The 26630-nt window shown below is 37.6% G+C and carries 22 protein-coding genes and 1 rRNA gene; 8 read left to right on the top strand and 15 right to left on the bottom strand.

Annotated elements, in window-relative coordinates:
- Nucleotides 1-2: 2 nt before the first annotated feature.
- Nucleotides 3-692 (top strand): aspartyl/asparaginyl beta-hydroxylase domain-containing protein, encoded by a 690-nt coding sequence (locus GGR22_RS14845; protein WP_182494303.1) that lies wholly within the window; start codon nt 3-5, stop codon nt 690-692.
- Here the strand turns inward: GGR22_RS14845 and GGR22_RS14840 are convergent, their stop codons facing one another.
- Together GGR22_RS14840 and GGR22_RS14835 are read right to left on the bottom strand one after the other, a co-directional pair.
- The gene (locus GGR22_RS14840; protein WP_182494302.1) at nt 693-2390 is read right to left on the bottom strand and encodes a carbamoyltransferase family protein; all 1698 of its coding nucleotides are present in this window, start codon (nt 2388-2390) and stop codon (nt 693-695) included. It lies immediately after the preceding gene.
- A gap of 3 nt (nt 2391-2393) precedes the next feature.
- A complete protein-coding gene (locus GGR22_RS14835; protein WP_182494301.1) occupies nt 2394-2939 on the bottom strand; it encodes a DUF1697 domain-containing protein in 546 nt (181 codons plus the stop codon).
- Nucleotides 2940-3101: 162 nt separating this feature from the next.
- Here GGR22_RS14835 and recG point away from each other — a divergent pair, with 162 nt between their 5' ends.
- Nucleotides 3102-5207 (top strand): ATP-dependent DNA helicase RecG, encoded by a 2106-nt coding sequence (gene recG / locus GGR22_RS14830; RefSeq protein ID WP_121377208.1) that lies wholly within the window; start codon nt 3102-3104, stop codon nt 5205-5207.
- Nucleotides 5208-5235: 28 nt separating this feature from the next.
- Entirely contained in the window at nt 5236-6102 is an 867-nt protein-coding gene (locus GGR22_RS14825; RefSeq protein WP_121377209.1) for a bestrophin family protein, read from the top strand.
- 67 nt (nt 6103-6169) lie between these two features.
- On the opposite strand, the gene GGR22_RS14820 is transcribed toward GGR22_RS14825, so the two are convergent.
- The gene (locus GGR22_RS14820; RefSeq protein WP_121377210.1) at nt 6170-8113 is read right to left on the bottom strand and encodes a KUP/HAK/KT family potassium transporter; all 1944 of its coding nucleotides are present in this window, start codon (nt 8111-8113) and stop codon (nt 6170-6172) included.
- Between the two features lie 251 nt (nt 8114-8364).
- Here GGR22_RS14820 and pheT point away from each other — a divergent pair, with 251 nt between their 5' ends.
- Nucleotides 8365-10788: a phenylalanine--tRNA ligase subunit beta gene (gene pheT / locus GGR22_RS14815; RefSeq protein ID WP_182494300.1), complete on the top strand. Its 2424-nt coding sequence runs from the start codon at nt 8365-8367 to the stop codon at nt 10786-10788.
- Between the two features lie 81 nt (nt 10789-10869).
- On the opposite strand, the gene GGR22_RS14810 is transcribed toward pheT, so the two are convergent.
- The 10 genes from GGR22_RS14810 to GGR22_RS14765 form a co-directional block, all read right to left on the bottom strand.
- Complete coding sequence (locus GGR22_RS14810; protein WP_182494299.1) at nt 10870-11433, bottom strand: fasciclin domain-containing protein; 564 nt, start codon at nt 11431-11433, stop codon at nt 10870-10872.
- A gap of 146 nt (nt 11434-11579) precedes the next feature.
- Nucleotides 11580-12140 carry a fasciclin domain-containing protein gene (locus tag GGR22_RS14805; RefSeq protein ID WP_182494298.1) on the bottom strand — a complete coding sequence of 187 codons (561 nt, stop codon included), beginning with the start codon at nt 12138-12140 and terminating at the stop codon, nt 11580-11582.
- Between the two features lie 148 nt (nt 12141-12288).
- Nucleotides 12289-14061: a 30S ribosomal protein S1 gene (gene rpsA / locus GGR22_RS14800; protein ID WP_121377213.1), complete on the bottom strand. Its 1773-nt coding sequence runs from the start codon at nt 14059-14061 to the stop codon at nt 12289-12291.
- A gap of 280 nt (nt 14062-14341) precedes the next feature.
- Nucleotides 14342-15667: a nucleoside permease gene (locus GGR22_RS14795; RefSeq protein WP_182494297.1), complete on the bottom strand. Its 1326-nt coding sequence runs from the start codon at nt 15665-15667 to the stop codon at nt 14342-14344.
- A 68-nt stretch (nt 15668-15735) separates the two neighbouring features.
- A complete protein-coding gene (gene cmk, locus GGR22_RS14790) occupies nt 15736-16431 on the bottom strand; it encodes a (d)CMP kinase (protein WP_182494296.1) in 696 nt (231 codons plus the stop codon).
- 6 nt (nt 16432-16437) lie between these two features.
- Entirely contained in the window at nt 16438-17457 is a 1020-nt protein-coding gene (porQ, locus tag GGR22_RS14785; protein WP_121377217.1) for a type IX secretion system protein PorQ, read from the bottom strand.
- Between the two features lie 144 nt (nt 17458-17601).
- Nucleotides 17602-20052: an endopeptidase La gene (gene lon, locus GGR22_RS14780; RefSeq protein ID WP_182494295.1), complete on the bottom strand. Its 2451-nt coding sequence runs from the start codon at nt 20050-20052 to the stop codon at nt 17602-17604.
- Between the two features lie 195 nt (nt 20053-20247).
- Nucleotides 20248-21141, bottom strand: coding sequence for a DUF6252 family protein (locus GGR22_RS14775; protein WP_182494294.1), 894 nt, complete (start codon nt 21139-21141; stop codon nt 20248-20250).
- Between the two features lie 83 nt (nt 21142-21224).
- Nucleotides 21225-22538: an MFS transporter gene (locus GGR22_RS14770; protein ID WP_182494293.1), complete on the bottom strand. Its 1314-nt coding sequence runs from the start codon at nt 22536-22538 to the stop codon at nt 21225-21227.
- Nucleotides 22539-22620: 82 nt separating this feature from the next.
- Entirely contained in the window at nt 22621-23439 is an 819-nt protein-coding gene (locus tag GGR22_RS14765) for a M48 family metallopeptidase (RefSeq protein ID WP_182494292.1), read from the bottom strand.
- 234 nt (nt 23440-23673) lie between these two features.
- On the opposite strand from GGR22_RS14765, the gene GGR22_RS14760 reads away from it, so the two are divergent.
- From GGR22_RS14760 to GGR22_RS14745, 4 genes are read left to right on the top strand one after another with little or no spacing between them, the layout of a single operon-like run.
- Nucleotides 23674-24534: an alpha/beta fold hydrolase gene (locus GGR22_RS14760; protein ID WP_182494291.1), complete on the top strand. Its 861-nt coding sequence runs from the start codon at nt 23674-23676 to the stop codon at nt 24532-24534.
- A gap of 5 nt (nt 24535-24539) precedes the next feature.
- Nucleotides 24540-25028: a peptide-methionine (R)-S-oxide reductase MsrB gene (gene msrB, locus GGR22_RS14755; protein WP_182494290.1), complete on the top strand. Its 489-nt coding sequence runs from the start codon at nt 24540-24542 to the stop codon at nt 25026-25028.
- A gap of 4 nt (nt 25029-25032) precedes the next feature.
- Nucleotides 25033-25425, top strand: a complete 393-nt coding sequence (msrB, locus tag GGR22_RS14750; protein WP_182494289.1) for a peptide-methionine (R)-S-oxide reductase MsrB — start codon at nt 25033-25035, stop codon at nt 25423-25425.
- Nucleotides 25426-25428: 3 nt separating this feature from the next.
- Nucleotides 25429-26082 (top strand): endonuclease III domain-containing protein, encoded by a 654-nt coding sequence (locus GGR22_RS14745; RefSeq protein ID WP_182494288.1) that lies wholly within the window; start codon nt 25429-25431, stop codon nt 26080-26082.
- 11 nt (nt 26083-26093) lie between these two features.
- On the opposite strand, the gene GGR22_RS14740 is transcribed toward GGR22_RS14745, so the two are convergent.
- Both GGR22_RS14740 and rrf read right to left on the bottom strand, forming a co-directional pair.
- Nucleotides 26094-26393 carry a hypothetical protein gene (locus tag GGR22_RS14740; RefSeq protein ID WP_147406638.1) on the bottom strand — a complete coding sequence of 100 codons (300 nt, stop codon included), beginning with the start codon at nt 26391-26393 and terminating at the stop codon, nt 26094-26096.
- A 159-nt stretch (nt 26394-26552) separates the two neighbouring features.
- Nucleotides 26553-26630: ribosomal RNA gene (gene rrf, locus GGR22_RS14735) — 5S ribosomal RNA — on the bottom strand; the annotation flags it as partial.

Raw genomic sequence — 26630 nt, 5'->3', positions numbered from 1 at the left:
TCATGGATAAACTAGTACGCTCTATACAATTTCCTCTGTTTTTTGATACTGAAAAACTTAAAACGGATGTCCAAAAAATCATCAATGAGAATTGGACCGCACATTACAATACAAAGGATTATACCGGAAAATGGACCTCAATTGCATTGATGTCTGAAAGCGGCAAATCGGATCAGATTTATGCGTCGCCGAATGCGACGGAAAAGTTAGTTCCGACTGAAATCCTAAACTCTTGTACTTATTTTAAAGAAATACTCGACAGTTTTCTTTTTGAAAAAACGGCTGTCCGTTTGCTTCAACTGGCTGTAGGTGCCGAAGTCAAACCGCATAGCGACAACTGTCTTGGATATGAAGACGGCTGTTTTAGATTGCACATTCCGATCATTACCAACAGCGAAGTCGAATTTATTTTGGACGGCAAGCGCCTGATTATGAACGAAGGCGAATGTTGGTATATCGACGCCAACTTTACGCATTCTGTCGCCAACCGCGGAACAGAAGATCGTATCCATTTGGTAATTGACGGCTTGAGAAACGAATGGACCGATGCCTTATTTTTTAAGGAAGCCGATCCAGAACAATTTATAAAGCCAGCGCCTGTATTAAGCGAAGAGCAGAAACAGCAAATGATTGCCGAATTGCAGCGGATGAATACGCCAATGGCAAATGAATTGATTAAAAATTTGGGATAGTTATTTTTCGAGTATCGTATTTTCCATTACCAATATATCCAAATCGGTTATTCCGAATAGATGGATGGCTTCATCGGGAGTTTCGACAATTGGCATCCCTTTTTTGTTCAGGCTTGTATTCAGCAGTACTGCAATTCCTGTCTGTTCATAAAAAGCCTCAATCAATAGAGCAAACTTTGGATTCCAGCTTTTCTCAACCGTCTGTACACGCGCCGATCCGTCACGGTGCGTTACATTTTTAAGGGCTTGGATGTATTCATGACGTGTCTTATCCACTAAAATCATATACGGACTGTATCGTGCAGATTGGAAATAGTTGCCAACTTTGTCTTTTAGTACTGCAGGCGCAAAAGGACGAAAATCTTCTCGGAACTTGATATCCAGATTGATACGGTCTTTCATGTTTTCAATTCCGGGGTGCGCCAAAATACTTCTTCTTCCTAAAGATCTTGGGCCAAACTCTGAGCCCGATTGGAACCAGGCTATGGTTTTTCCTTCTTTTAATTTTTCGGCACAATAACGAACCAACTCGGCTTCATCGGTTATTTTCTTCGGATCGTATTTCTTGTTTTCTTCTTTGTCAAAGGTAGCGTCAATCTCGCTATCAGTATATGTTTTCCCAAAACAGGTACTGCCATCATGCGGTACTTTCGGCATTTTGAGATAGTCAAGCCAGCCGTAAAAAGCACAGCCCAAAGCCAAGCCATTATCGGCAGCGGCAGGCTCAAAATAGATGTCTTCTGCTATTTGTGCATCCTGAAGCTTCGCGTTTGCAACGGCATTGAGCGCAACACCTCCAGAATAACATAAATTCTGATGCGGAAATTTCTCCAATCGGTTTTGAATGCATTGCAACACTGCTTTTTCCACCTGTTCTTGGGCCCATTTGGCTACATTGGCATAATAGTCAAAATGTTCTTTAAAATAAGCATAGCCTTGGGATGGATTATCAAACTGGTTTTTCCAGCCATCATTGACAAACAGGTTTCCGGACTTAAATTCAAAAGCTTCGAAATCATAGGTTCCCGATTTTCCAAACGGTGCCAATCCCATCAATTTTCCGACATCATCCATATCGCCAAAAACATAATTGCTGACTGAGGCATAAAAACCTCCTATCGAATGTTGTGTCGTAGGAAGCGAAAACAAATTATCTGATTGTTCCGCCATTTTACTGAAATCCTTGGCTAAAGGGGTCAGTTGTTGTCCATCAAAATGATAAAAGCTATCTTTTTCGCAGAGCATCTGGTTTTCGTTCAAGAACTCGGGAGCTATATGCTGTTGCCGGTCGGGATGCAATTTCAAGAATTGATCCAACGGACTTCCACAACCGTCGATAACCATAACGGCGCACTCCGAAAAAGGTGAAGTGCCAACAGCGCTATAGGCATGGGCCAAATGGTGTGAAATATCTACAATCTTAAGATCTTTGGCGTCTGCAAAGATTCTTTTTCCTTTATAATAATTTCGGTCAGGAATTTCAAAATTGGCGCATTGCACGACAAGCGAAAGGTCTTTTAATTCTATGCCTTCAGCATCTAGGCAATATTGTATGGCCAGCGTGTCATTGCCGCCATCATGTTTTATACGGGTCAGTCGTTCTTTTTCGATACCCACACAGACGCGTCCGTCTTTTAATAAAACCGCAGAACCGTTATGCGAAAGTCCCGTGCCCAGGATATAAATAGGTTTTGCCATGTTTTATCTTTCCTCAAATAGTGTTAGTAATTGAGTCACGGTATTCCAGTTTCTGATTGTAGCAGTAACATTGAGCTTCTTTTCGATATATTTTTGGTCGAATCTGGTTTTTCCGGCACCGACTGCATATTTGATATAAATTCGGCTTCCATCGATACTTGCTTCGTCGGGTTTGAATTGGCTTATCTTCAAATCATTAATGCTTTCGTTCTTTAAAGTAGTAGAAACAAAAGCGACATATAGTTTTTTAGTATCGATATCTTTTTCTTTCAGGAAAGGATTGTTTCGAAAGCAGATCGCCAAATCATCTTTGCCAATAACAACGACAGGCACTTCATGACCGAAAACTTTGAAAATTTCCTGTCTAATCAGAAAACCTACTTTTAAAGCATTCTCTTCTTCTGTGTCTACGAAAACATTTCCCGATTGTATATAGGTCTGTACATTTTGAAAGCCGATAGCTTCTAGCGTCGTTTTCAGGGCTTCCATTTTAATCATATTATGTCCGGAAACATTAATGCCGCGAAGCAATGCAAGGTGCGTTGTCATTTAGATTGAATTTGAATCCAAATATATCATTTTCTTTAGCCAAAATCTTACTTTAGAATAAAATCTGTATAATCAAAAGTTAAGCTTTACGAAAGACAAACAAGTTCGGCTCGCATTTTATAGTTTTCAATTAATGGCTTATATTCGTGTTTTAATTAGACAATGCAAAACAATTTATTAGAAACTCCTATTGAATACCTAAAAGGCGTTGGCCCGGCCCGTGGCGAATTGCTTCGGAAGGAATTAGGCATTCACAAATATGGCGACCTAATAAATTTATTTCCAAATCGTTATATCGACAGGACGCGTTATTATAAAATAAACGAATTGCAGAATACCAATGCAGAAGTCCAGATAATCGGAAAGATAATCCACATCAAGACCGTTGAGCAAAAAAAGGGCAAGCGCCTTGTCGCGACTTTTATCGACGATACGGGAGAGATGGAACTCGTGTGGTTTCAAGGCCAGAAATGGATTCGGGAAAACCTGAAATTAAACACGGTCTATGTTATTTTTGGAAAATGCACTTCTTTTAACGGACAGTTCAATATGGCACATCCAGAAATGGAACTGCTTGCCGAGCACGAACAGAATCTCCGTTCGGCGATGCAGCCTGTCTATCCGTCAACCGAAAAATTGACACAGCGGGGAATTTCAAACCGCACAATCAATAAATTGATGCAGCAGCTTTTTGTAGAAACACAAGCGCTGTTTCAGGAAACGATACCTAATTATCTGATTGAAGAGCTCAAGCTGATTCCTAAAAATGCGGCTCTGTTCAATATTCATTTTCCAAAAAGTCCTGATTTATTGGCAAAAGCACAATTTCGATTAAAGTTTGAAGAATTGTTTTTCATACAATTACAGCTTATCACTAAAAACCTGATTCGAAAAAGTAAAATTAAAGGACATCCTTTTGAAAAAGTAGGCGATTATTTTAATAATTTCTATACCAACCACTTGCCTTTTGATCTGACAAATGCTCAAAAAAGAGTATTGAAAGAAATCCGAAATGACATGGGGAATCCTGCCCAGATGAATCGATTGCTGCAAGGCGACGTAGGTTCTGGAAAAACCATCGTAGCGCTAATGAGCATGCTTCTGGCTTTGGATAATGGCTTTCAGGCATGCCTTATGGCACCGACAGAAATCTTGGCTAACCAGCATTTTAATGGATTGTCAGAATTAGCTAAACCGTTGAATATTAATATCAAAATACTGACTGGCTCGACTAAAACTTCAGATCGAAAAATCATCCATGAGGAATTAGAAAACGGAAGCCTCCACATCATTATCGGGACTCATGCTTTATTGGAAGATAAAGTAAAGTTTCACAATTTAGGCCTTGCTATTATTGACGAGCAGCATCGTTTTGGCGTAGAACAGCGTTCCAAGCTTTGGAAGAAAAACGATATTCCGCCGCACGTTTTGGTCATGACAGCAACGCCAATTCCAAGAACCTTGGCCATGAGTCTGTATGGCGATTTGGATATTTCGGTAATTGACGAATTGCCACCAGGAAGAAAGCCGATTCAGACCGTCCATCGTTATGATTCGAACCGATTAAAAGTCTGGAAGTTTATCAAAGATGAAATTGAAAAAGGCAGGCAGATTTACATCGTATATCCTTTGATACAAGAATCCGAAAAGATGGATTACAAAGATTTGATGGACGGTTATGAGAGTATTTCAAGAGATTTTCCGCTGCCGAAATACAGCGTCAGTATCGTTCATGGAAAAATGAAGCCAGCCGACAAAGATTCCGAAATGCAGCGATTTTCACAAGGAAAGACCAATATTATGGTCGCAACCACCGTTATTGAAGTCGGCGTGAATGTACCTAATGCCAGCGTGATGATTATTGAAAGCGCAGAACGTTTCGGCTTATCGCAGCTGCATCAGTTACGCGGACGCGTAGGACGTGGCGCAGAACAAAGCTATTGCATCTTGATGACGGGACATAAATTAAGCAATGATAGCAAAATCAGGATGGAAACGATGACTCGAACAAACGATGGTTTTGAAATAGCAGAAGTTGATTTGAAACTTCGAGGACCAGGTGACTTGATGGGAACCCAGCAAAGTGGCGTCTTAAACTTGCAGATTGCCGATTTAGTAAAGGATAGGGAGATTTTACAATTAGCAAGGCATTATGCTGTTAAATTATTAAAAGACGATGCTTCGATGACCAAGCCGGAACATCAAAACTTGCGACAAGTTTTTATCGAAATGTCGAAAAAGAAAAACATCTGGAATTATATAAGCTAGTACAGCTAATCACTAAATATAACAAAAAATGATTTCATACAATCCAAAAGAATGGTTTTCATTCATCTTTAATTTCCATAAGGGCGATACGATCCGAAAACTTTTTTGGATAATGATCCTGATCGGTCTTTATTCCGCAGGAGTCGCCTATCTAGAATTAGAATATTGGAATTTATCCGAAAACAGCCATGTCAAAAACATAACGGTAATGCACAATATGCTTGGCTTTGTGATTTCCCTTTTATTAGTATTCAGGACAAATACAGCTTATGACCGTTGGTGGGAAGGCCGAAAAATGTGGGGCGCTTTGGTCAACAACAGCCGTAATCTCGCTATAAAATTGTCTGTAATGCTGCAAGATAAAGAGGATAAAGATTTTTTTAGGAAAATCATTCCTGCTTATGCTTCCGTACTAAATCTGCATCTTAAGACAGAAAGTATCAGCCATGAGCTTTTTGATGACAAGACTTTATCGAAAGATCATTATAAGCACAAGCCGAACCAAATTGCCAAAACAATGATACAGCGTGTAAATGAAATGTATCTTTCCGGAAGAATTTCTGGCGACCAATTGATTGTATTGAATGCAGAAATTCAATCGTTTACAGATGTCTGCGGAGCCTGCGAAAGAATCAAAAATACGCCTATTCCCTACTCTTATAGTGCGTTTATCAAGAAATTCATCTTTACTTACGTACTGACGTTGCCTTTTGGCTATGTCTTCCAATTAGGATATTATGTTGTTCCTGTCGTAGTCTTCATCTTCTATGTATTGGCCAGTTTGGAGCTTATTGCTGAAGAAATTGAAGATCCGTTTGGAAATGATCCTAATGACCTTCCAACCCAGAAAATCTCAGAAAATATCCAAAAAAATGTAGAAGAGCTTATTTATTAATTCTTAACTTCTTTCAAACAAAAAAGCCGAAGCAATGCTTCGGCTTTTTATATTTTATAGATTGTTATTAATCAACTCTAGTAAGGCAAATTTCCCTTGGAGCCGTAATCAGCAGCGGGAACGACTCTATGGTCACCGAACTGGAATCCAGCCCGAAAGCTTTCTCTTCTGAAAGTCCCATTTTCTTCAAGATGTTATACGTATCGAGAATCCATTTTTCGTAGAATGGCAGATCGTTATCGTAAGAAATAAACTTCTCTATCAAGATAAATCTGAAATCCCCGATAATATTATTCTTATTTAAAGAAGCGTAACGACTTGTTACATCTACTTCTTTGTTTTTCACCATGTCTTCCACCACTTTCTTGAACATCAAGCTAATTCTTGGCGCTACGCGGAAACCAAGCCTGAAATCGATTCGGATTACGTCATCATGAATAAATTCATTCACGCGGTATTCCATCGTATACGGTTCATCGACAACATGCACGTGAACGAACCAATAAATATCCGCACGTTTTGGCTGTTTATTTAAAATCGAATACATAATCTTCGATTCGATTTCTGTCCTATGATCAGCACTGGTCAGATAGACTAAGTTCGTAGCATATTTCGGTACGCTCATGTCTCGGCTCAAATCTTCCAAGACAGGCAAATAATCTGATAGTTTGACAAATACCAAATAACGATTTCTAATTTTTCTGGCAAAATACCAGACAAACATCGTTGCCATCAGCATCATCGCAATCAGCAATGTGATGTAACCGCCGTCTGAGAATTTATGAAGATTGGCAATCAAGAATGAAATTTCGATTATAGCATACGTCGTAATTAAAACGGTAATGAAAATCTTGTTGTACCTTTTTAAAATCAGATAGAAATTTAATAAAGAAGTCGTCATCAACATCGTCATCACGATTGCAAGTCCGTACGCCGCTTCCATTCCTGAAGATTCTTTGAAATATAATACGACAAGAACACAGCCAATCCATAACATCCAGTTTAGAGAAGGAATGTATAATTGTCCTTTTAGTTCAGTAGGATATTTGATTTTTACTTTTGGCCAGAAATTCAATCGGATGGCCTCGTTGATCAGAGTGAAAGAACCGCTGATCATTGCCTGACTGGCCACAACGGCAGCCAATGTCGCTATTCCGATTCCAAAAGGCAAGAACCATTCTGGCATGATGGCATAAAACGGATTCGTAACTCCAACAGATTTCAGGCTCATGCCTTCATGCGATATCAACCAAGCTCCTTGTCCGAAATAGTTCAGCAAAAGCATGCATTTTACAAAAATCCAGCTTACGCGGATATTTTCTTTACCACAATGTCCTAAATCAGAATATAAAGCTTCAGCACCTGTCGTACATAAGAAGACGGCTCCTAAAATCAAGAAACCTTGTTTGTGGTTCATCAAAAGTTCATAGGCATGATATGGGTTGAATGCAGAAAGAACATGAACATTTGTTCCTAACTGTATCGCTCCTAAAATACCAAGCATCGAGAACCAGGTGAACATGACAGGCCCGAAAAATTTTCCAATCAGCTTGGTACCAAACTGCTGTAATCCAAAAAGAATAGTAATAATCGCAATAACAATCGGAATTGTTGGAATGTCTGGGTTGATAACTCTTAGTCCTTCAATAGCAGAAGAAACCGAAATCGGCGGCGTGATAATTCCGTCTGCCAAAAGCGTACTTCCTCCAATAATGGCTGGAAAAAGCAACCATTTTACTTTGGTTTTTCTAATTAAGGTATAAAGTGAAAAAATACCACCTTCGCCCTTGTTATCTGCACGAAGCGTAATGATAACGTATTTCACGGTGGTCTGTAATGTCAAGGTCCAAAAGATAGCCGAAATGGCTCCAATGATATCTCTCGAAACAATAGGGTCGTCTCCGACTATGGCTTTTAAAACGTACAACGGCGAAGTTCCGATGTCTCCAAAAATAATTCCTAAAGTAACTAATAATCCTGCAGCAGATAATTTGTGAATATGTTTTCCCACGGAAAGTCAATTTAAAAGAGAACAAAATTACAAATAATTACCTTATCCAAATTAAAATCAGGCAAGTATTATTTTAACATAATTTTTTGAAATCGATTTCTTTCTGTCTATCGGCTTTATTGTCACCCGATTCATCCTAATTTTAGACATTTTGGAGCGATTTTTACCTAATTTATGCACTTTAAAAATTCTTTAAAAAATCAAAAAATCCTATCTTTGCAACCTTACAAAAAATAATACCAAAAACAACAATGAAAATTTCATATAACTGGCTTAAGCAATTTATCAAAACAGATTGGAAATCTGATGAAACAGCATCACTTTTAACCGATTTAGGTTTAGAAGTCGAAGGTGTTGAAAAATACCAATCCGTAAAAGGAGGCTTAGAAGGCATTGTTGTTGGACATGTGCTGACTTGCGTACAGCATCCGAATGCAGACCGTCTGAAAGTCACTACGGTTGACTTAGGCACGGGTACTCCGGTTCAAATTGTCTGTGGCGCAGCGAATGTTGCGGCTGGACAAAAAGTGCCTGTTGCTACAATCGGAACTACTTTATATGATAAGGACGGAAATGCTTTCCAGATAAAAAAAGGCAAGATCAGAGACCAAGAAAGTCATGGAATGATTTGTGCCGAAGATGAATTAGGTCTTGGAACAAGCCACGACGGAATCATGATCCTCGATGACAAATATGCTCCCGGAACTCCTGCATCTAAAGTATTCAATATTGAAAATGATGAAGTATTCGAAATTGGATTGACACCGAACCGAGCTGACGCCATGAGCCATCTTGGTGTGGCAAGGGATTTGAGAGCCGGAATGCTTCAGACGAATGCTCACACAGAATTGATTACGCCTTCTGTCAGCAACTTTAGGGTTGACAAAAGGACGTTGAAGATGGACATCAAAGTAGAAGATTCTAAATTGGCTCCAAGATATTGTGGTGTTACCATTTCTGAAATAGCGGTAAAACAATCGCCAGAATGGTTGCAAAACCGACTGAAATCAATCGGGCTTACTCCTAAAAATAATATTGTAGACGTGACCAATTATGTAATGCACGAATTGGGTCAGCCGCTTCATGCTTTTGATGCCGCTAAAGTAAAAGGAAATAAAGTTATCGTAAAAACAGTACCAGCCGGAACAAAATTCACGACTCTTGATGATGTAGAAAGAACACTTCATGAAGAAGACTTAATGATTTGTGATGAAAATGGACCTATGTGTATTGCGGGTGTTTTCGGAGGAAAAAATTCAGGTGTTTCTGAAAATACGACTTCTATCTTTTTAGAAAGTGCTTATTTCAATCCCGTAAGCGTTAGAAAATCAGCTAAAAGACATGGCTTGAATACGGATGCTTCTTTCCGTTTTGAAAGAGGAATCGATCCGACGATTACTGAATATGCGCTGAAACGCGCAGCCTTGTTGATTCAGGAAGTAGCCGGAGGTGAGATTACTTCAGACATTATCGATATCTATCCTAAAAAGATTGAGGATTTCCCGGTGTTCTTGAATTTTGCCAAAGCAACAAAAATCATCGGACAGGAATTGCCAAAAGAAACCATCAAGAAAATCTTAGTTTCCTTGGACATAAAAGTAAACAGCGTATCTGATGCAGGATTAGGACTGATTATTCCATCGTACCGAGTTGACGTGCAAAGAGAAATAGACGTGATTGAAGAAATCTTGAGAGTGTATGGTTACAACAACATCAATTTTACCAAAAAGTTCAATGCTACTGTTTCTAATGCAGCTAGGACAGAAGATTATAAAGTACAGAATATTATCGCGACGCAGTTAAATTCGCAAGGATTCAATGAGATGATGGCCAATTCGCTAACGTCTCCAGAATATGTGCAATTATCTGAAATGCTTCGAGAAGAATTCAACGTTTTAATCATGAATCCTTTGAGCAATGATTTGTCTGCGATGAGACAGTCGTTATTGTTCTCTGGATTGGAAGCTGTTTCTTATAACATCAACCGAAGAAATTCCGACTTGAAGTTGTTTGAATTTGGAAAATCTTACCATAAACTGCCGTCAGGATATAACGAGAACAAACACCTTACGTTATTTACGACTGGAAATCGTCTTGGCGAAAGCTGGAATGCGCCGCAAAAACCTTCTGATTTCTTTTTATTCAAAGGTTATGTTACTGCAATTTTATCAAGACTTGGAATCGAAAAAACAAACAATAGGCCGGTAGAATCTGATGTGTTTGCAGAAGGAATCGCTATTGCCGTAGGAAATGATATTGTTGTGGAATTGGGAACGGTTAAAAAATCAATACTGAAGCATTTCGACATCAAGCAAGAAGTCTTGTTTGCAGATTTCAATTGGAACTTGGTATTGAAATTGATTTCAAATAAAATCAAATTCACGGATATTCCTAAATACCCTGAAGTACGAAGAGATTTGGCATTGCTTGTCGATCAAAATGTAGCATTTGATGCCATATATACCATCGCACGTCAGACCGAAAAATCCTTACTGAAAGACATCAATCTTTTTGATGTTTATGAAGGAAAGAATCTTCCTGAAGGCAAAAAATCGTATGCAGTAAGCTTTATCATTCAAGATAATTCTAAAACCCTTACTGATGCGCAAATCGACAAAATCATGGGGAAATTACAGCACAATCTCGAAACGGAGCTTGGCGCTGTACTTCGCTAAATAAATACTTTTTTTAAATAGAAAAATCCCGATAGTATCGGGATTTTTCATTTACAAATTCAAAAATAGCATCTAGTTGAATTATGCCTTTGGAGTTACTACGGCATCCACTACATGGATAACACCGTTTGATTGGTTTACGTCAGCAATCGTGACTTTAGACTTAGCTCCGTTTTCGTCCGTTATATAAAGGTCTTTTCCTTCCATCCAAGCTGTCAGTTTTCCTCCTTGAACAGTTGTCAGTGTTGCCTTTCCGTTTCCTTTCTTTATGGCTTTAGCTATATCGGCTGAGCTCATTTTTCCTGCTACAACATGATACGTCAAAATCGATTGCAGCTTTGCTTTGTTTTCTGGTTTCAATAGCATTTCTACGGTTCCTTTTGGCAATTTTGCAAAAGCTTCGTTAGTTGGAGCAAAAACTGTAAAAGGTCCTTTTCTTTGCAATGTAGCCACTAGATCTGCTGCTTTTACCGCAGCGACCAAAGTTGTATGATCTTTAGAGTTTACAGCGTTTTCAATGATATTTTTTGAAGGATACATTGGCGCTCCTCCAACCATAACTGTTTTTTCTTTTTGAGCAAATACAGAAGTTCCAAGTAGTAATGTAAATACGATTGCGATTGATAAAAATTTGGTGGTTTTCATAATTAAATATTTTTTAAAAAGTTTATAATGGCATTTACGCAAATACATTTGTTTTGGTTTTTTTTCATTTTTACTATTTACTTTAAAAAAGCTGTAAAAACAAAAAGCCCCGCATTCTGCGGGGCTTTTTCTATATGAAATATTTTTTATTGGTTTGAAGAGAAAACTCCGTCAATACCATGGATGATTCCATTGCTTTGTATTGCATCTGAGAAAACAACTTTTGATTTGTTTCCTTTGCTGTCTGTAAAATAGAAATTTCTATTTTCCCAAGTAACTGTAAGGACTTCTCCGTCAGCCGTTTTGATCTCGCCTTTGCCTTTGCTCATTCTTACTAACTTTCCGAAGTCATTTGCATACCATTTTCCATAGATAATATAGTAAGCAGCTACATCTTTAGTACGCAAGATATTTTTTGGATCTAACAAGAAGTCTACTCTTTCAGAAGCTCTGTTAAAAGCTTCGTTGCTTGGTGCTAGAATTGTATAAGGTCCTTCTTCACTAAGTAGTTGCTCAAATTCTGCCGCTTTAAAAACTTTTGCTAGAGAGGAATAATTCTGAGATGCAGAAAGGTTTTGAATAATGTTTTTAGTCGCATCAAATTTTGGATCAACAGTATTCGTGTTTTTTTGAGATTTTTGAGCAAAAGAAGCAATGCTTAAGAATAACACAAACATTGTAGTTGCCAGATTTTTATTAGTCTTCATAGTTAGTTTTTAAAATTGCATTCGTATTAGAATATAATTCCATGATTTTAGGATTTCAAATTTAAACAAAATTTTAATACTATCATTTAAAATAAATAAAAAAGCCTCACATTTCTGTGAGGCTTTCGTATTTAAAAACGGTCAGGAATTAGTTTCCTCCTTTTTCCATTTTAGCTTTTAATTCAGCAAGAATATCATTGTTGTCTCCTAAAGTAGATGCAGAAGCATTGCTTGAAGATACATTGTTATTCTCAGTTGCAGCTTTCACGTTTTTCTCTTCTTCTTCACGGAAGATAGCTGTGTGAGAAGCAACTACTCTTTTGAATTCTTTGTTGAACTCGATAACTTTGAAGTCAGCGCTTTCGCCTTTTTTCAATTTTTTACCGTCTTCTTTTTCAAGGTGACGTGTTGGAATAAAAGCAACGATATCATCACCGAATTCTACAGTAGCTCCCTTGTCAACGATTTCAGAGATTTCTCCAGTGTGGATAGTTCCAACAGCGAAAGAATCTTCATATTTGTCCCAAGGATTAGCAGTAGTTTGTTTGTGACCTAAAGATAATTTACGTCCTTCAACATCTAATTCTAATACTACTACGTCAAGTTTTTCACCAACGCTTACGAATTCAGATGGATGTTTGATTTTCTTAGTCCAAGAAAGGTCAGAAATGTAGATCAAACCATCAATTCCTTCTTCTAGTTCTACGAAAACTCCAAAGTTTGTAAAGTTTCTAACGATACCTGTGTGTTTAGAACCAACAGGATATTTAGAAGTGATATCAGTCCATGGATCTTGAGTCAATTGTTTGATACCTAATGACATCTTACGATCTTCTCTATCTAAAGTCAAGATAACAGCTTCTACTTCATCACCAACTTTTACGAAATCTTGAGCACTTCTCAAGTGAGTTGACCATGACATTTCAGAAACGTGGATCAAACCTTCAACACCTTCAGCAACCTCGATGAAAGCACCGTAATCAGCGATTACAACTACTTTACCTTTTACTTTGTCACCAACTTTTAGGTCAGCGTCTAAAGCATCCCATGGGTGAGCGTTCAATTGTTTCAAACCAAGTTGGATTCTTGTTTTCTCATCATCGAAATCAAGGATTACAACATTTAATTTTTGGTCTAATTCAAGAACTTCACTTGGGTGGTTGATTCTTGACCAAGAAAGGTCAGTAATGTGGATCAATCCATCAACACCACCAAGGTCAATAAACACACCATAAGAAGTAATGTTTTTAACAACACCTTCTAATACTTGTCCTTTTTCTAATTGACCGATGATTTCTTTTTTCTGTACTTCAATATCAGCTTCGATAAGCGCTTTATGAGAAACAACAACGTTTTTGAACTCATGGTTGATTTTCACAACTTTGAATTCCATCATTTTGTTTACATATTGATCGTAATCTCTGATTGGCTTCACGTCGATTTGAGATCCTGGCAAGAAAGCCTCAATTCCAAATACGTCAACGATCATACCACCTTTAGTTCTGCATTTAACGAAACCGTTAACGATTTCACCTGTTTCATTAGCAGCAATAACTCTGTCCCAAGCTTTGATAGTACGAGCTTTTCTGTGAGAAAGAACCAATTGACCTGTTTTGTCCTCACGAACGTCAATTAATACTTCTACTTTGTCTCCAACTTTCAAGTTTGGATTGTAACGGAATTCGTTTAAAGAAATAACACCTTCAGATTTAGCGTTGATATCAACGATTGCATCTCTGTCAGTAATTCTAACTACCACACCTTCAACTACTTCTTCCTGATCTGTAGAGATAAAAGTTTTTTCAACTAATTCTTCAAATTCTTGCAGGTTTTTTTCGTCAACAGCATCAATACCTTCTTGGAAGTTATGCCAGTTAAAGTTCTCTAAAAATTCCGCTTGTGTTTTTGTTTGTTCAGACATCTGTTCTGATAAAAATTTGTATTCTGTGTTTTCTCGAGTTTCTTGATGCGATAGAAAAAACAGAAGTGTTTTACATAAATAGTTGATACCTAAAGGAAACTCTTCTCTGCCAAAAGGTCTGCAAAATTAATAATTATTTTTTAATCTGCAAAATAATTTAGGAATGATAATTTGGTCTTAAATATTTACAAATCAATCGTTAATAGATTGCTGTACTAAAAAACGACAGCGGGAATCCTATAACAAAAAAAGAGCTTCCAATTGGAAGCTCTTTTTTATATTAATGTGCAATATTTTCAACATCTTCCGGCTTGTGCTTGTGCTTAAACATTACTGCAAAAGCTATCGCAATAATTAAAGCATATACAGCAAAAGAAAGCCAGATACTGTGCCAGTCTTTTGTATCGCCTTGTGTAAAGTACTTATCTATGGCATAACCGCTGATAACGCTTCCAAGATAAGCTCCTACTCCATTTGTCATCATCATAAATAATCCTTGTGCACTTGCGCGTATCTTCGGATCTGTAGTCGTTTCAACAAATAAAGAACCTGAAATATTAAAGAAATCAAACGCCATTCCATATACGATACAAGAAAGGATAATCATCCATAAGCCTTCAACAGGATCGCCATAAGCAAATAATCCGAAACGCAATACCCATGCAATCATAGAAAACAGCATGACCTGCTTGATTCCAAAACGTCTTAAGAAGAAAGGAATTGCCAAGATGAACAATGTTTCCGAAACTTGAGAAATCGACATAATTATAGTCGAATATTCTACCACGAATGAGTCTTTATATTCTGGAATTTTAGCAAAATCATTTAAAAAGGCGTCACCGTACATGTTCGTCAGCTGCAATGCGCCTCCTAAAAACATAGAAAACACAAAGAACAATCCCATCTTATACGAACTGAATAATTTGAAAGCATTCAGACCTAATTGTTCTACAAAGCTAGCATCTTTTGAAATGGATTTCTGTGGCGGACATTTTGGCAACGTAAAAGAATAGATTCCTAATAGGATAGCTACAAAAGCCGCAATATAAAACTGATTCGCATAAATAGGGTTTCCTGAAATTTCAGAAATAGCATTACCCACACTTAAGCCCAATCCTTTGAAAATCTGCGGTGGTGTAGGCGAACTGAAAATATTCGTAATCCACATAGCAACGATGAAACCGATAGTTCCCCAAACGCGGATTGGTGGAAAAACTTTTACGACATCGTATTTATTATTTTTTAAAATAGTATAAGCGATAGAATTCGAAAGCGAAATGGTCGGCATATAGCAGATCATCGCTCCAAATATGACATAGAACAAAATGTTAGGGTCATTAACTTGAGGAACATATAAAAGGATAAGGCCGTAGAAAATGTGCAATATCCCATATAGCTTTTCGGCGTTCAGCCATTTGTCAGCTATGATTCCAGTCAGTGCTGGCATAAATAGTGAAGAAAGTCCTAATGTTGAAAAAATGGCGCCGAATTCTGCACCAGTCCAGCCTTTTGCATTAAAACAATATGTTCCAATCGTGATCAGCCAAGCTCCCCAAACAAAAAATTGAAGAAAGCTCATCAAAGTTAACCTAAATTTAATTCCCATAAATTAGTTTGTATGTTGAAAATTTAACAGCCTGTAAATCTACTATTAAAAATGAGATAAACAAAAAATTACAACGTTTTAGCTACAGTATTTACCAATTCTAAAACTTTGTCAAATTGTTCTTGGATGGAAAGATGAGAATTGTCTATTTCGATAGCATCTGCTGCTTTTGTCAAAGGTGAGTCTTCTCTGTGAGTATCAATATAATCGCGTTCTTGCACGTTTTTAAGCACTTCTTCGTAACTTACTTCTTGCCCTTTCTCAATAAGTTCGTCATAGCGTCTTTTAGCTCTTGTTTCCGGGCTTGCCGTCATAAAAAGCTTTAATTCAGCATCTGTAAAAACTACGGTTCCGATGTCCCTTCCATCCATTACGATGCCTTTGTTTTTGCCCATCTGCTGTTGCTGTTCGACAAGCTTGGCACGGACTTCAGAGATTTCGGCAATCTTGCTTACGAAGTTTGAAACCGCCAATGTTCTGATTTCTGTTTCAACGTTTTTTTCGTTCAAATATATTTCAGCAAAGCCCAAATCAGGATTGAAAAGAAATTGCAGACTGATCTTAGGTAATTTTTCGACAAGCGATTTTTTGTCGAAATGAGTTTCTGAAATAAAATCATGCTCCATTGCATAGAACGTCACCGCACGGTACATCGCACCTGTATCGACATAAATATAGCCTAAATATTTGGCAAGCTGTTTGGCCAGCGTACTTTTTCCTGTAGACGAAAAGCCATCAATGGCAATAGTAATTTTTTTATCCAAGGTAGTTTATTGAAGGTTAATCATTAATCCAAAAAGGCTGGTGTTTGCCGCCGAAGTATATCTGGAATAGGAATAATCGAATCTGATCTTATTAAAACGCAGTCCGAAACCGGCTGACAATCCTGAGAAATTTCGCTGTTCTACAATACGAAGTTCTTCTGCTCTTCTAAAATTATATCCAAGTCGAATTGAAAAACTTTTTTCAGGAAAAAGTTCTGCACCTACGATGACGTGTCTCAAAGCATTATTCATAAAGCCTACTTTCTCTTCTTTTGAACCACCGTCTAAAGAACCTTCTGTTCGGTTAGGATTTGAGAAAGCAATATTCCATTGTTGCAGGTTTTCTAATGTCAGGTGCCAACGGATAGGCACGTTTTCTAATTCTTGCGAAATTCCTGCCACGATTTCCATCGGCAACTTTTCGTTGGTATCTTGATACGGCTTTATCTGCACACCGATATTTCGTATGGCAAGACCAATATTAATATCGTTATAATCGTCAACATACAAAGCACCCAAATCCATTGCAGCTCCAAAAGAATTATAGCTTTCTAAGGTAGAAGAAATCAATTTGCCGTTCGCACCAATAAAGATATCCGTCCATGGAATGTTATAAGCATATCCGAAAGACAGTGCGATTTCGCTACCTGTAAAATCAGACGTTTTCTGTCCGTTTTCGTCATATCCTTCAAAATTACCATAATTGACATAATTGACGCCGACGTGGAAAGTCTGGACATGTCGGTCATACGTATAAGCATAAGCAGCAGTTCCGTAAGTTACTTCGCCATAATAACTGCCGTAATTTACAGAAAGACGATTGTCCATTTCTGGATTGATTGTTGCCGGATTAAAGAAACCCTGATTGACATCATAATCGTAGATGGTTACAGTCTTTCCTCCTAATGCCGCCTGTCTTGGAGAAGTTACCAGATTCAGAAACTGATATACATATTTACCGCCAATTTGACTGAAAGCTTCAGTACAAAACAGTATTAGAAAAACAATAAGCAGCTTCTTAAACATTTAGGGATTTTTCCTTATTTCTGAATATATAACGCAGATGCGAAGATATTATTTTTTAAAGCAAAAGATAAAACAGAAAAGGCAAAAGTTTGAAAATTAATTTCACTTTTGCCTTTTCGAGTAAATAGTTTGTAAATCTAAAGATTAGAGCGCTTTAGCATTCTTAGCTTTCTGGTCTGTTATTGCTATGGCTAACACTTCGCTCATTTCTTTCACATAATGAAAAGTCAGTCCTTCTAGATATTCTGGCTTGATTTCATCGATATCGCGCTTGTTTTCATGGCAAAGGATGATTTCTTTAATGTTAGCTCTTTTGGCAGCTAATATTTTTTCTTTGATTCCGCCAACCGGAAGTACTCTTCCACGAAGCGTAATCTCGCCGGTCATAGCAAGGCTTTTCTTTACTTTTCGCTGTACGAAAGAAGAAACCAAAGAAGTCAGCATGGCAACTCCGGCACTCGGACCGTCTTTTGGAGTAGCTCCTTCTGGAACGTGAACATGGACATTATAATTAGCGATTACCTCAGGATCAATTCCCAATCGTTCTGCATTCGACTTGATATATTCTAGCGCGATTGTAGCCGATTCTTTCATTACCGTTCCCAAATTTCCTGTCATAGTCAAGCTGCCTTTTCCTTTAGATAGTATCGATTCTATAAAAAGAATATCACCTCCTACACTTGTCCAAGCCAATCCTGTAACGACTCCCGCCACATCATTATTTTCATATTTATCGCGCTCCATTCTTGCAGCTCCAAGAATTTTGACAACATCTTCATCAGTTACTTTTACGTTATACTCCTCTTCCATCGCAATAGATTTTGCAGTATTACGAACTATTTTGGCAATTTGCTTCTCCAAGCCTCTGACTCCAGATTCTCTTGTATAGCCTACCACGATTTTTTCCAACTGTTTTTTACCAATAGACAAATCTTTTGTGGTCAGTCCATGCTCTTTTAATTGCTTTGGAAGCAGGTGCTGCTTTGCAATTTCAACTTTTTCTTCAACGGTGTAGCCTGTCATGTTGATGACTTCCATCCTGTCTTTCAGGGCTGGCTGTATCGAAGCCATATTATTAGAAGTAGCGATAAACATCACTTTAGAAAGGTCAAAGCCCATTTCTAAAAAGTTATCATAGAAATCTGAGTTTTGCTCAGGATCCAAAACTTCCAGCAAAGCTGAAGACGGATCGCCGTTGTTACTGCTTGATAATTTATCTATTTCGTCTAAAACAAAAACAGGATTAGATGTTTTTGCTTTTTTAAGGCTCTGGATAATTCTTCCTGGCATAGCGCCGATGTAGGTTTTCCTGTGCCCTCTGATTTCAGCTTCGTCACGCATACCGCCTAAAGAAATTCTAACATATTCTCTTCCCAAGGCTTCAGCAACCGACTTTCCGATAGATGTCTTACCCACTCCCGGAGGTCCATACAAGCAAAGAATAGGAGACTTCATATCATTTCGTAATTTTAGAACTGCCAAATGCTCAATCATTCTTTTCTTTACGTCTTCCAACCCGAAATGATCTCTATCTAATATTTTTTGGGCACGTTTCAAATCGAAATTGTCTTTAGAAAATTCATTCCAAGGCAATTCAAGATACAGCTCAAGATAGTTTCTTTGTATTCCGAAATCGGGAGACTGCGGATTCATTCGCTGCATTTTTGAAAGTTCTTTCTCAAAATGGTTCTTTGTCTTTTCGTTCCATTTTTTCTTGAGTCCTTTCTCGCGCATATCATCAATTTCTTCTTCATGAGAAACGCCTCCTAATTCTTCCTGGATCGTTTTCATTTGCTGATGAAGGAAGTATTCGCGCTGCTGCTGATCCAAATCAAAACGAACTTTAGACTGGATATCGTTTTTCAGTTCCAGCTTCTGCAACTCGACGTTCATGAAACGCAAAGTAGACAGTGCTCTTTCTTTCAAGTCATTAATCATCAACAAATCTTGCTTTTCTTTCACAGAAAGATTCATATTCGAAGAAACAAAATTGATCAAGAAAGACTTGCTTTCAATATTTTTTATAGCAAAGGTAGCCTCTGTAGGAATATTCGGGCTCTCCTTAATGATTTGGATTGCCAATTCTTTTACAGAATCAATAATCGTAGAAAATTCTGCTTCGTCGTTATCTGGACGTTTTTCAGGAACTTCTTTGATGGTTGCTTTCAAGTAAGGTTGTTCTGAAGTAACGGTATCAATTTCAAAGCGTTTTTTTCCTTGAAGGATTACGGTCACGTTTCCATCAGGCATTTTTAAAACGCGAAGAATTCGAGCTACCGTCCCAACTTTATTGATATCTTCTGGCGACGGATCTTCATCTTCTTCATTCTTTTGAGAAACGACTCCGATTACCTTTCCGCCTGCGTTGGCATCATTAATAAGCTTGATGGATTTGTCACGGCCAGCCGTAATAGGAATTACGACACCCGGAAACAAAACTGTATTTCGTAATGGCAGGATCGGAAGATCACTCGGAAGCTGCTCATTATTCATTTCTTCTTCATCCTCAGGGGTTAAAAGAGGGATTAATTCTGAATCGTTATCGAATTCTTGAAGTGACAGATTGTCAATTGTAAGTATTTTTTGATTTGACATAGTATATTTAAGTCATTTTGTCATTAAACAATATTGGAGGAAATTATCATTTGCCATAAACTGAATCATATTCCTTTGAAAACCAAACAGTAATAAAACGAATTTATTGGCTTCGTTTATATAAAATCAATCTTTATGCCATAAAAAAATCCCGAATGAATCGGGATTTTATATTATAGATGTTGACATGACTTATTAATACTCAACATCAAAAGCTCCATTTGTAATTTGATAGGTAACAGCACCAATAACTACGGTTCCTGTAAATGTACCTTTAATTCTGGTTGCTGTTTTCTCAATTATTGTAACAGAGCCACTCGTTGCCGGTGTTCCAAAGCTGGCACTTTCAGGTTTAAAATTAACTTGAACAACATCAGTCGCTATGTTTCCTGTAATGATATAAGTACCTGCCGTCAAGTTCGATCTCATGCTTACAGTAATGCTTTGCCCAGCATTATTTTCTGCAGCCACAGAAATAAAATCTTGTCCGCCAACCGATATTTCGCTTGTAAGGATGTCTGTATCATTAAACGGCAGACTGTTCAAAGTCGCATCGAAAGTATCGCCAGTCGGATTAGTTGTCGTGTATGGGATATTCGTAAATACTCCATTACTGAATGTTTTCGGAGCCACAGTCGTACTTTCATCACTCCAGTAGCCTGTAAAAGTAAATGTTCCAGAAATGGTACGATCCGTAGTGTTAATAGAAGTAATGATAACAGAGCCTGTATCCGCATTTTCATCGGTCGGATGTGATCCGATAAATCCGTACTCGCTTCCTGGTGGTGTGTACGTTATAAGATTATCGTTTGCAGGATAAGTTCCTGCAACAGTACCATCCAGAATCATTGAAAAATTTTCTCCATTAGATCTGTAGGCACCAATGATTATAGAACCGCCAGAAATATAAGCCATGGTTGTGGTTGTTGAAAATGTTTGCCCATCAAAATCAGCTTTAAATAATGCTTCTTCTGTTTCGCCTCCTTCATTCGGGTCTATAGCGCTGTCTAATGGCTCATTATCACATGAAGTGAAGTTAAAGGCTGTGAAAATTAGCGCAAAAGCAGCTAAAAATTTTAATTTGCTCATTCTATTTTTGTTAGGTTTAATTAGGTTTCCAAATATAATTTTTTTATTTGAAACGCATAATATATATTTTTATTCTTTCGGGACTATCTTTTTGGTACTCTAAATAAAAGAACTACTCCTGTAATAAAAAATATGGCTAGAAAAACAATGGCATTTCGCATACTTCCTGTAATTTGATCTATAGCTGCAAAGATTCCCATTCCAATTACGATCCCTATTTTTTCAGCTACATCATAAAAGCTAAAAAACGAGGTCGTATCTTTTGTTTCTGGCAGTAATTTTGAATAAGTAGATCTCGATAAAGACTGGATACCGCCCATGACCAATCCCACAAAGCTCGCTACGACATAAAACTGGTTCGGAGTCTCGATAAGATAAGCTGCACCACAGAGCGTAATCCATATAAAATTTATAAATATCAATGTGCGGATATTTCCGAATTTAAGCGCTGCTCTCGAAGTTAGTATAGCTCCTGCCACTGCAACTAATTGAATCAATAGTATACAAATGATTAATCCTGAGGTTCTTTGTGAATCGGTTTCCCAATTAACTTCTTGTTCTCCAAAATAAGTAGCCGCAAGCATAAACGTTTGGACTGCCATGCTGTAGACAAAGAAACTATAAAGATATTTTTTTAGAGTAAGATTCTCTCCCAACAAATTCCATACTTTTCGTAGTTCCTTGAAGCCGTTGAAAAAAACAGATTTCGTGATTTTATTTTCATTATTTCCTTTCGGCAGATAGTAAAATGAATACTGCGCAAATATAATCCACCAAGCTCCAACAGAAATAAAGCAGTAACGCATAGCTTTCATGGCTGCCTCGCCTTCTGTACCAGTGATTCCAAATAATTCTGGCTTCATGACCATGGCTAAATTAACCACTAATAAGACGACGCTCCCTATATATCCTAAAGAATAACCTCTAGCACTCAATTTGTCTTGCTGTTCTGGAAAAGCGACATCAGGTAAATAAGAATTATAAAAAACCAAGCTTCCCCAAAAACCGATCAAGCCGAAGAAATAGAAAGTCAAGCTGATATAAATCTGACTCAAATCAAACCAATACAGGCCAATACACGAAAAGGCACCTAAATAGCAGAAAAATTGCAGGAAGGTTTTTTTATTTCCGACATAGTCTGAAATTCCTGAAAGCAACGGCGAGATAAAAGAAACAACCAAAAATGCTGCCGCTGTCACAAAACTAATTAATGCCGAATTTTTGAGCGTAGTTCCAAAAACATCAATATAAATATCACCCTTGATTTTAAAAAGCGCTCCATAATAAATTGGAAAGATCGCTGAAGCAATAACCAAAGTATATACCGAATTTGCCCAATCATAAAACGCCCAAGCGTTCATTAGTTTTTTACTTCCTTTTGGTAAAGCTGTTTGCATAAGTTTGTTTTTAGGTATAAAAAAAGCTGCTCGTGAGAACAGCTTCGAAGATATTATTTTTTTATCTAATCGAGATTATCTTTTATTTAAATGTCACACCGTATTTTGCCGCTTCTGCTTTGGCCTGCGGAATCAAGGCTTTCAGGTTGGCAATTCTTGTGGAATTTGACGGGTGAGTACTCATAAACTCTGGCGGCGCACTGCCTCCTGAATTGGCTGCCATTCTTTCCCAAAAAGCAACCGACTGGTCTGGGTTATAGCCTGCTATTGCCATTAATGTCAGTCCGACCTTATCTGCCTCACTTTCATGGCTTCTGCTAAAAGGCAAGGTCACTCCGTATTGCGTTCCTACCCCATAGGCCTGCATTGCAATTTTCTGCGTAGCCTCAGTTTGGTTGCCGACAGCAGCTCCTACACCCGCTGCTCCTAATTGCTGCAAGACATCGGCACTCATTCTTTGCTGGCCATGATTTAATAGTGCATGGGCGACTTCATGCCCCATAACAACAGCCATGCCTATTTCGTCTTTTGTAATCGGAAGAATTCCAGTATAAAAGACAATTTTTCCTCCGGGCATACACCACGCATTAACTTCTTTGCTATCGACCAATTTATATTCCCATTGGTAATCTTTCAAATACCCTTTATAGCCGTTAGCGTTCAAATATTTTTCGGCTGCATTTTTAATTTTTGTACCTACAGTAGTTACTCTTTGCGCATCAGCTGTTCCTGTAATTACCTTATTCTCCTTTAGAAAGGCGCTATATTGCTGAAATGCCGATGGAAGAATTTGCGAATCGGGAACCAATGCCAACGTACTCTTACCCGTAAAAGGATTTGTTGCACAGGAATAAACAATACCAAAAATAGCAATCGGTAGTATCAGATATCTTCTTTTCATAAGAATCAATTTAATTGGTTATACTCAAATTTACTAATTTACTTCGACATTAGTTTCGAAGAAATCTTTATTTGTTGTTAAGATACTAACAATATTTCTATCAAGCGATATATAAAAACGGACTTTCAACCTAACAAATTGATTAATAGCACAAATGTCTTTTATGTTTAATTTATGATTCCTAAATTTAATAAACTTTAGCAGAAGTAATAACTTGCATAAAAATTTTGCCTTATGTCTGATCAACCGAAAATACATCAACAATCCTTAAAAATACCAAAGTCGATTTTGATTACCGCTAAATTATTGGAAGTTACTTCTTCAAAATTAGCGATGAAATTTGCGGCAAAATTATTTACATCACCCGTAAAATACAAGCTGCCCAAAAGAGAAATCGAAATGGACAAGAATTCGCTACAGCAAAACGTAACAATTTCAAGCATTGAAAAAGAAATAGTCGTTTATAGCTATGGGAAAAGCGATAAAAAAGTCTTGCTCGTCCACGGCTGGTCTGGAAGAGGCACACAGCTGGTCAAAATTGCGGACGAAATGCTGAAGTTAGGCTATACAACCATCAGCTTCGATGCGCCTGCTCATGGAAAGTCTCCAGGAAAGACGAGCAATATGACTGAATTTATAGCCAGTATTTTAGAATTGGAGAAGAATTTTGGCCCTTTTGAATTCGCAATCGGCCATTCTTTAGGCGGAATGTCGATCCTCAATTCTATAAAAAGAGGACTGAAAGTAAAAAAAGCAGTCATCATTGGAAGTGGTGATATTGTGGAAGATATTATGGATGATTTTGTAGAAAAATTAGGAATGAATATTGCTATAAGTAAAAAGATGAAAGCTAGTTTCGAAAAGAAAATTGGAGAAACCATGGACAGCTTTTCTGCGTATGTAGCAGCACGGGAAGTCTCAATTCCGGTTTTAGTACTTCATGATAAAGACGATGAGGATGTCCCTGTCAAGGCTGCCTATCACATTAATGAAAATCTAAAAGAAAGCGAATTGGTCATTACCGAGGGACTTGGCCATCGTAAAATATTAGGCGATGCAAAAGTTATTAAAAAAATTACAGACTTTTTAAAATAAAAACTATGAAAAATTACATCCTTCTATTGATTTCTCTTTTTACCTTTTTATCCTGCCAAAGCCAAGAGAAAAAAGAGGTTGCGAAAAACGAACCTGCTGCAAAAATCCAAAAGACAGATGCTGAATGGAAAAAAGAATTGACACCTGAACAATATGAAGTCCTTCGTAAAAAAGGTACAGAAAGAGCCTTTACTGGTAAATATTATAATCATTTTGAAAAAGGCAAATATGTCTGTGCGGCTTGTGGAAATGTTCTTTTTAATTCTGATGCAAAATTTGACTCCGATTGTGGATGGCCTTCTTTCGATCAAGCCATAAAAGGCTCAGTAATATATAAAGAAGATACCAGTTTTGGAATGACAAGAACTGAAGTCATGTGCGCAAAATGCGGTGGCCATCTAGGACATGTTTTTGATGACGGCCCGAAAGAAACAACAGGAAAGCGTTTCTGTACAAATTCAGTTTCTATAAAATTTGAACCTGCTAAAAAATAATGCCATGAAAGAATATCCGATAAACAAAACCGAAGAGGAATGGAAAGCCCAATTAGGCTTAGAGCGCTATAAAATATTACGTCAAAAAGGAACAGAATTTCCACATTCTGGAAAATACAACCTGCTTTTTGAAAAAGGAACCTACTGTTGCGGTGCCTGCGGAGAGCCGCTGTTTAAAAGCGACTCTAAATTTGATGCCCATTGTGGTTGGCCTTCTTTTGATGAATCGATTCCTGGAAAAGTAGAATATATAAAAGATACTTCTCATGGAATGTTACGAACCGAAATTTTATGTGCCAACTGTGGCAGTCATTTAGGCCATGTTTTTGACGATGGTCCTACAGAAACAGGACAACGCTACTGCGTAAACTCACTATCTATTGATTTCAAAGAGTAAAAGATGGATTTATTTAATGAGTTGACCGACTGGGCTACAGCCCTTAAGCCATTAATTGTAAAGTATAAAGACAAGAAACATCCTCTTGACTATAAAAATCTGTATCAATTATTGGTCATGGTAGTTTTATCTGCGCAAGATAGCGACGCTCATATTAACAAAATTGCCCCGGAATTATTCAAGGCATTTCCGAACATGAAGTCCCTAGCAGAAGCAGATGAAAAGTCACTATTACCTTATATAGAAGAAGTTCGCTTTCACGGAAATAAACTTAAATGGCTTCTTGAGATTGCAGAAAACATAAAACAAGACAAGAATATACCTCTGACAATGAAGGGATTGACAGCATTAAAAGGTATAGGCAGAAAATCAGCCAATGTAATTATGAGAGAAGCTGGAGCAGCCCCCGAAGGTATTATGGTCGATCTGCATGTTGTCAGGGTAGCACCAAGATTAGGAATTGCCAAATCAAAAGACGCAGACAAAATTGAAAAAGAAATGATGGAAGTCTTGCCAAAATCGATGTGGTCTGAAGCTGGTCTTGCCATCTCCTTTTTAGGTAGGGAAACGTGCAGGCCAACAAATCCAAAACACAGTGAATGCATAATGAACTCTGTATGTGAGTTTTATAAAAATAAAAAAGGCGGTCAAAATTGACCGCTTTTTTATTATAATATTTTTATTAAATCTCCAGCAGAAGTAAATAATGCTGTTAGCGAAGCATTGTCTTTTTTTAATACTAATTTATATTCTCCATCTGCTGCCACAGCAGCTTCCACAATTTGATAATCGCCATATTTAGCTTTTATATTCATAAGAGCCTCTTTATTAACTTCTTCTGGTGTTATCTTCTTGTATTCTTTTTCTTGTGATACTACCATAGCTGATTTCTCAGTTGCTTTAGCTTCAGTTGGTATACAAATTCCTATACCCAGAAACATTATCGATAAACAAAATAACTTTTTCATAACTATAATTTCTGTGTTGCTATAATAAAGTTAGTTCATTCATGATAGTAGTAAAAGAATTTTAAATAAACTTTAGTAGTCAAGAACGCCATTTTGATTAAGATGCCTTGCATATATGCAAAAAAAAAGAGTCCCTACATACGTAAGGACTCTTTCAAAGGAAGGCGGCGACATACTCTCCCACAGGATTGCAGTACCATCTGCGCAGGCGGGCTTAACTTCTCTGTTCGGGATGGG

The organism is Flavobacterium gossypii, assembly GCF_014138495.1.
Lineage (GTDB): Bacteria > Bacteroidota > Bacteroidia > Flavobacteriales > Flavobacteriaceae > Flavobacterium > Flavobacterium endophyticum.
Note: the sequence above shows the minus strand (reverse complement) of the source record. Positions and strands in the feature narration are given on the sequence as shown.

Excerpts from the sequence above, each read along its gene's own strand:
- GGR22_RS14835 (WP_182494301.1), bottom strand. The coding sequence starts at position 2,939 with ATGACAACGCACCTTGCATTGCTTCGCGGCATTAATGTTTCCGGACAT.
- rpsA (WP_121377213.1), bottom strand. The coding sequence starts at position 14,061 with ATGTCTGAACAAACAAAAACACAAGCGGAATTTTTAGAGAACTTTAAC.
- GGR22_RS14805 (WP_182494298.1), bottom strand. The coding sequence starts at position 12,140 with ATGAAGACTAATAAAAATCTGGCAACTACAATGTTTGTGTTATTCTTA.
- porQ (WP_121377217.1), bottom strand. The coding sequence starts at position 17,457 with ATGTTTAAGAAGCTGCTTATTGTTTTTCTAATACTGTTTTGTACTGAA.
- GGR22_RS14775 (WP_182494294.1), bottom strand. The coding sequence starts at position 21,141 with ATGAGCAAATTAAAATTTTTAGCTGCTTTTGCGCTAATTTTCACAGCC.
- GGR22_RS14840 (WP_182494302.1), bottom strand. The coding sequence starts at position 2,390 with ATGGCAAAACCTATTTATATCCTGGGCACGGGACTTTCGCATAACGGT.
- pheT (WP_182494300.1), top strand. The coding sequence starts at position 8,365 with ATGAAAATTTCATATAACTGGCTTAAGCAATTTATCAAAACAGATTGG.
- msrB (WP_182494289.1), top strand. The coding sequence starts at position 25,033 with ATGAAAGAATATCCGATAAACAAAACCGAAGAGGAATGGAAAGCCCAA.
- GGR22_RS14765 (WP_182494292.1), bottom strand. The coding sequence starts at position 23,439 with ATGAAAAGAAGATATCTGATACTACCGATTGCTATTTTTGGTATTGTT.
- GGR22_RS14760 (WP_182494291.1), top strand. The coding sequence starts at position 23,674 with ATGTCTGATCAACCGAAAATACATCAACAATCCTTAAAAATACCAAAG.
- GGR22_RS14770 (WP_182494293.1), bottom strand. The coding sequence starts at position 22,538 with ATGCAAACAGCTTTACCAAAAGGAAGTAAAAAACTAATGAACGCTTGG.
- msrB (WP_182494290.1), top strand. The coding sequence starts at position 24,540 with ATGAAAAATTACATCCTTCTATTGATTTCTCTTTTTACCTTTTTATCC.
- GGR22_RS14825 (WP_121377209.1), top strand. The coding sequence starts at position 5,236 with ATGATTTCATACAATCCAAAAGAATGGTTTTCATTCATCTTTAATTTC.
- GGR22_RS14740 (WP_147406638.1), bottom strand. The coding sequence starts at position 26,393 with ATGAAAAAGTTATTTTGTTTATCGATAATGTTTCTGGGTATAGGAATT.
- recG (WP_121377208.1), top strand. The coding sequence starts at position 3,102 with ATGCAAAACAATTTATTAGAAACTCCTATTGAATACCTAAAAGGCGTT.
- GGR22_RS14810 (WP_182494299.1), bottom strand. The coding sequence starts at position 11,433 with ATGAAAACCACCAAATTTTTATCAATCGCAATCGTATTTACATTACTA.
- GGR22_RS14845 (WP_182494303.1), top strand. The coding sequence starts at position 3 with ATGGATAAACTAGTACGCTCTATACAATTTCCTCTGTTTTTTGATACT.
- GGR22_RS14795 (WP_182494297.1), bottom strand. The coding sequence starts at position 15,667 with ATGGGAATTAAATTTAGGTTAACTTTGATGAGCTTTCTTCAATTTTTT.
- GGR22_RS14745 (WP_182494288.1), top strand. The coding sequence starts at position 25,429 with ATGGATTTATTTAATGAGTTGACCGACTGGGCTACAGCCCTTAAGCCA.
- lon (WP_182494295.1), bottom strand. The coding sequence starts at position 20,052 with ATGTCAAATCAAAAAATACTTACAATTGACAATCTGTCACTTCAAGAA.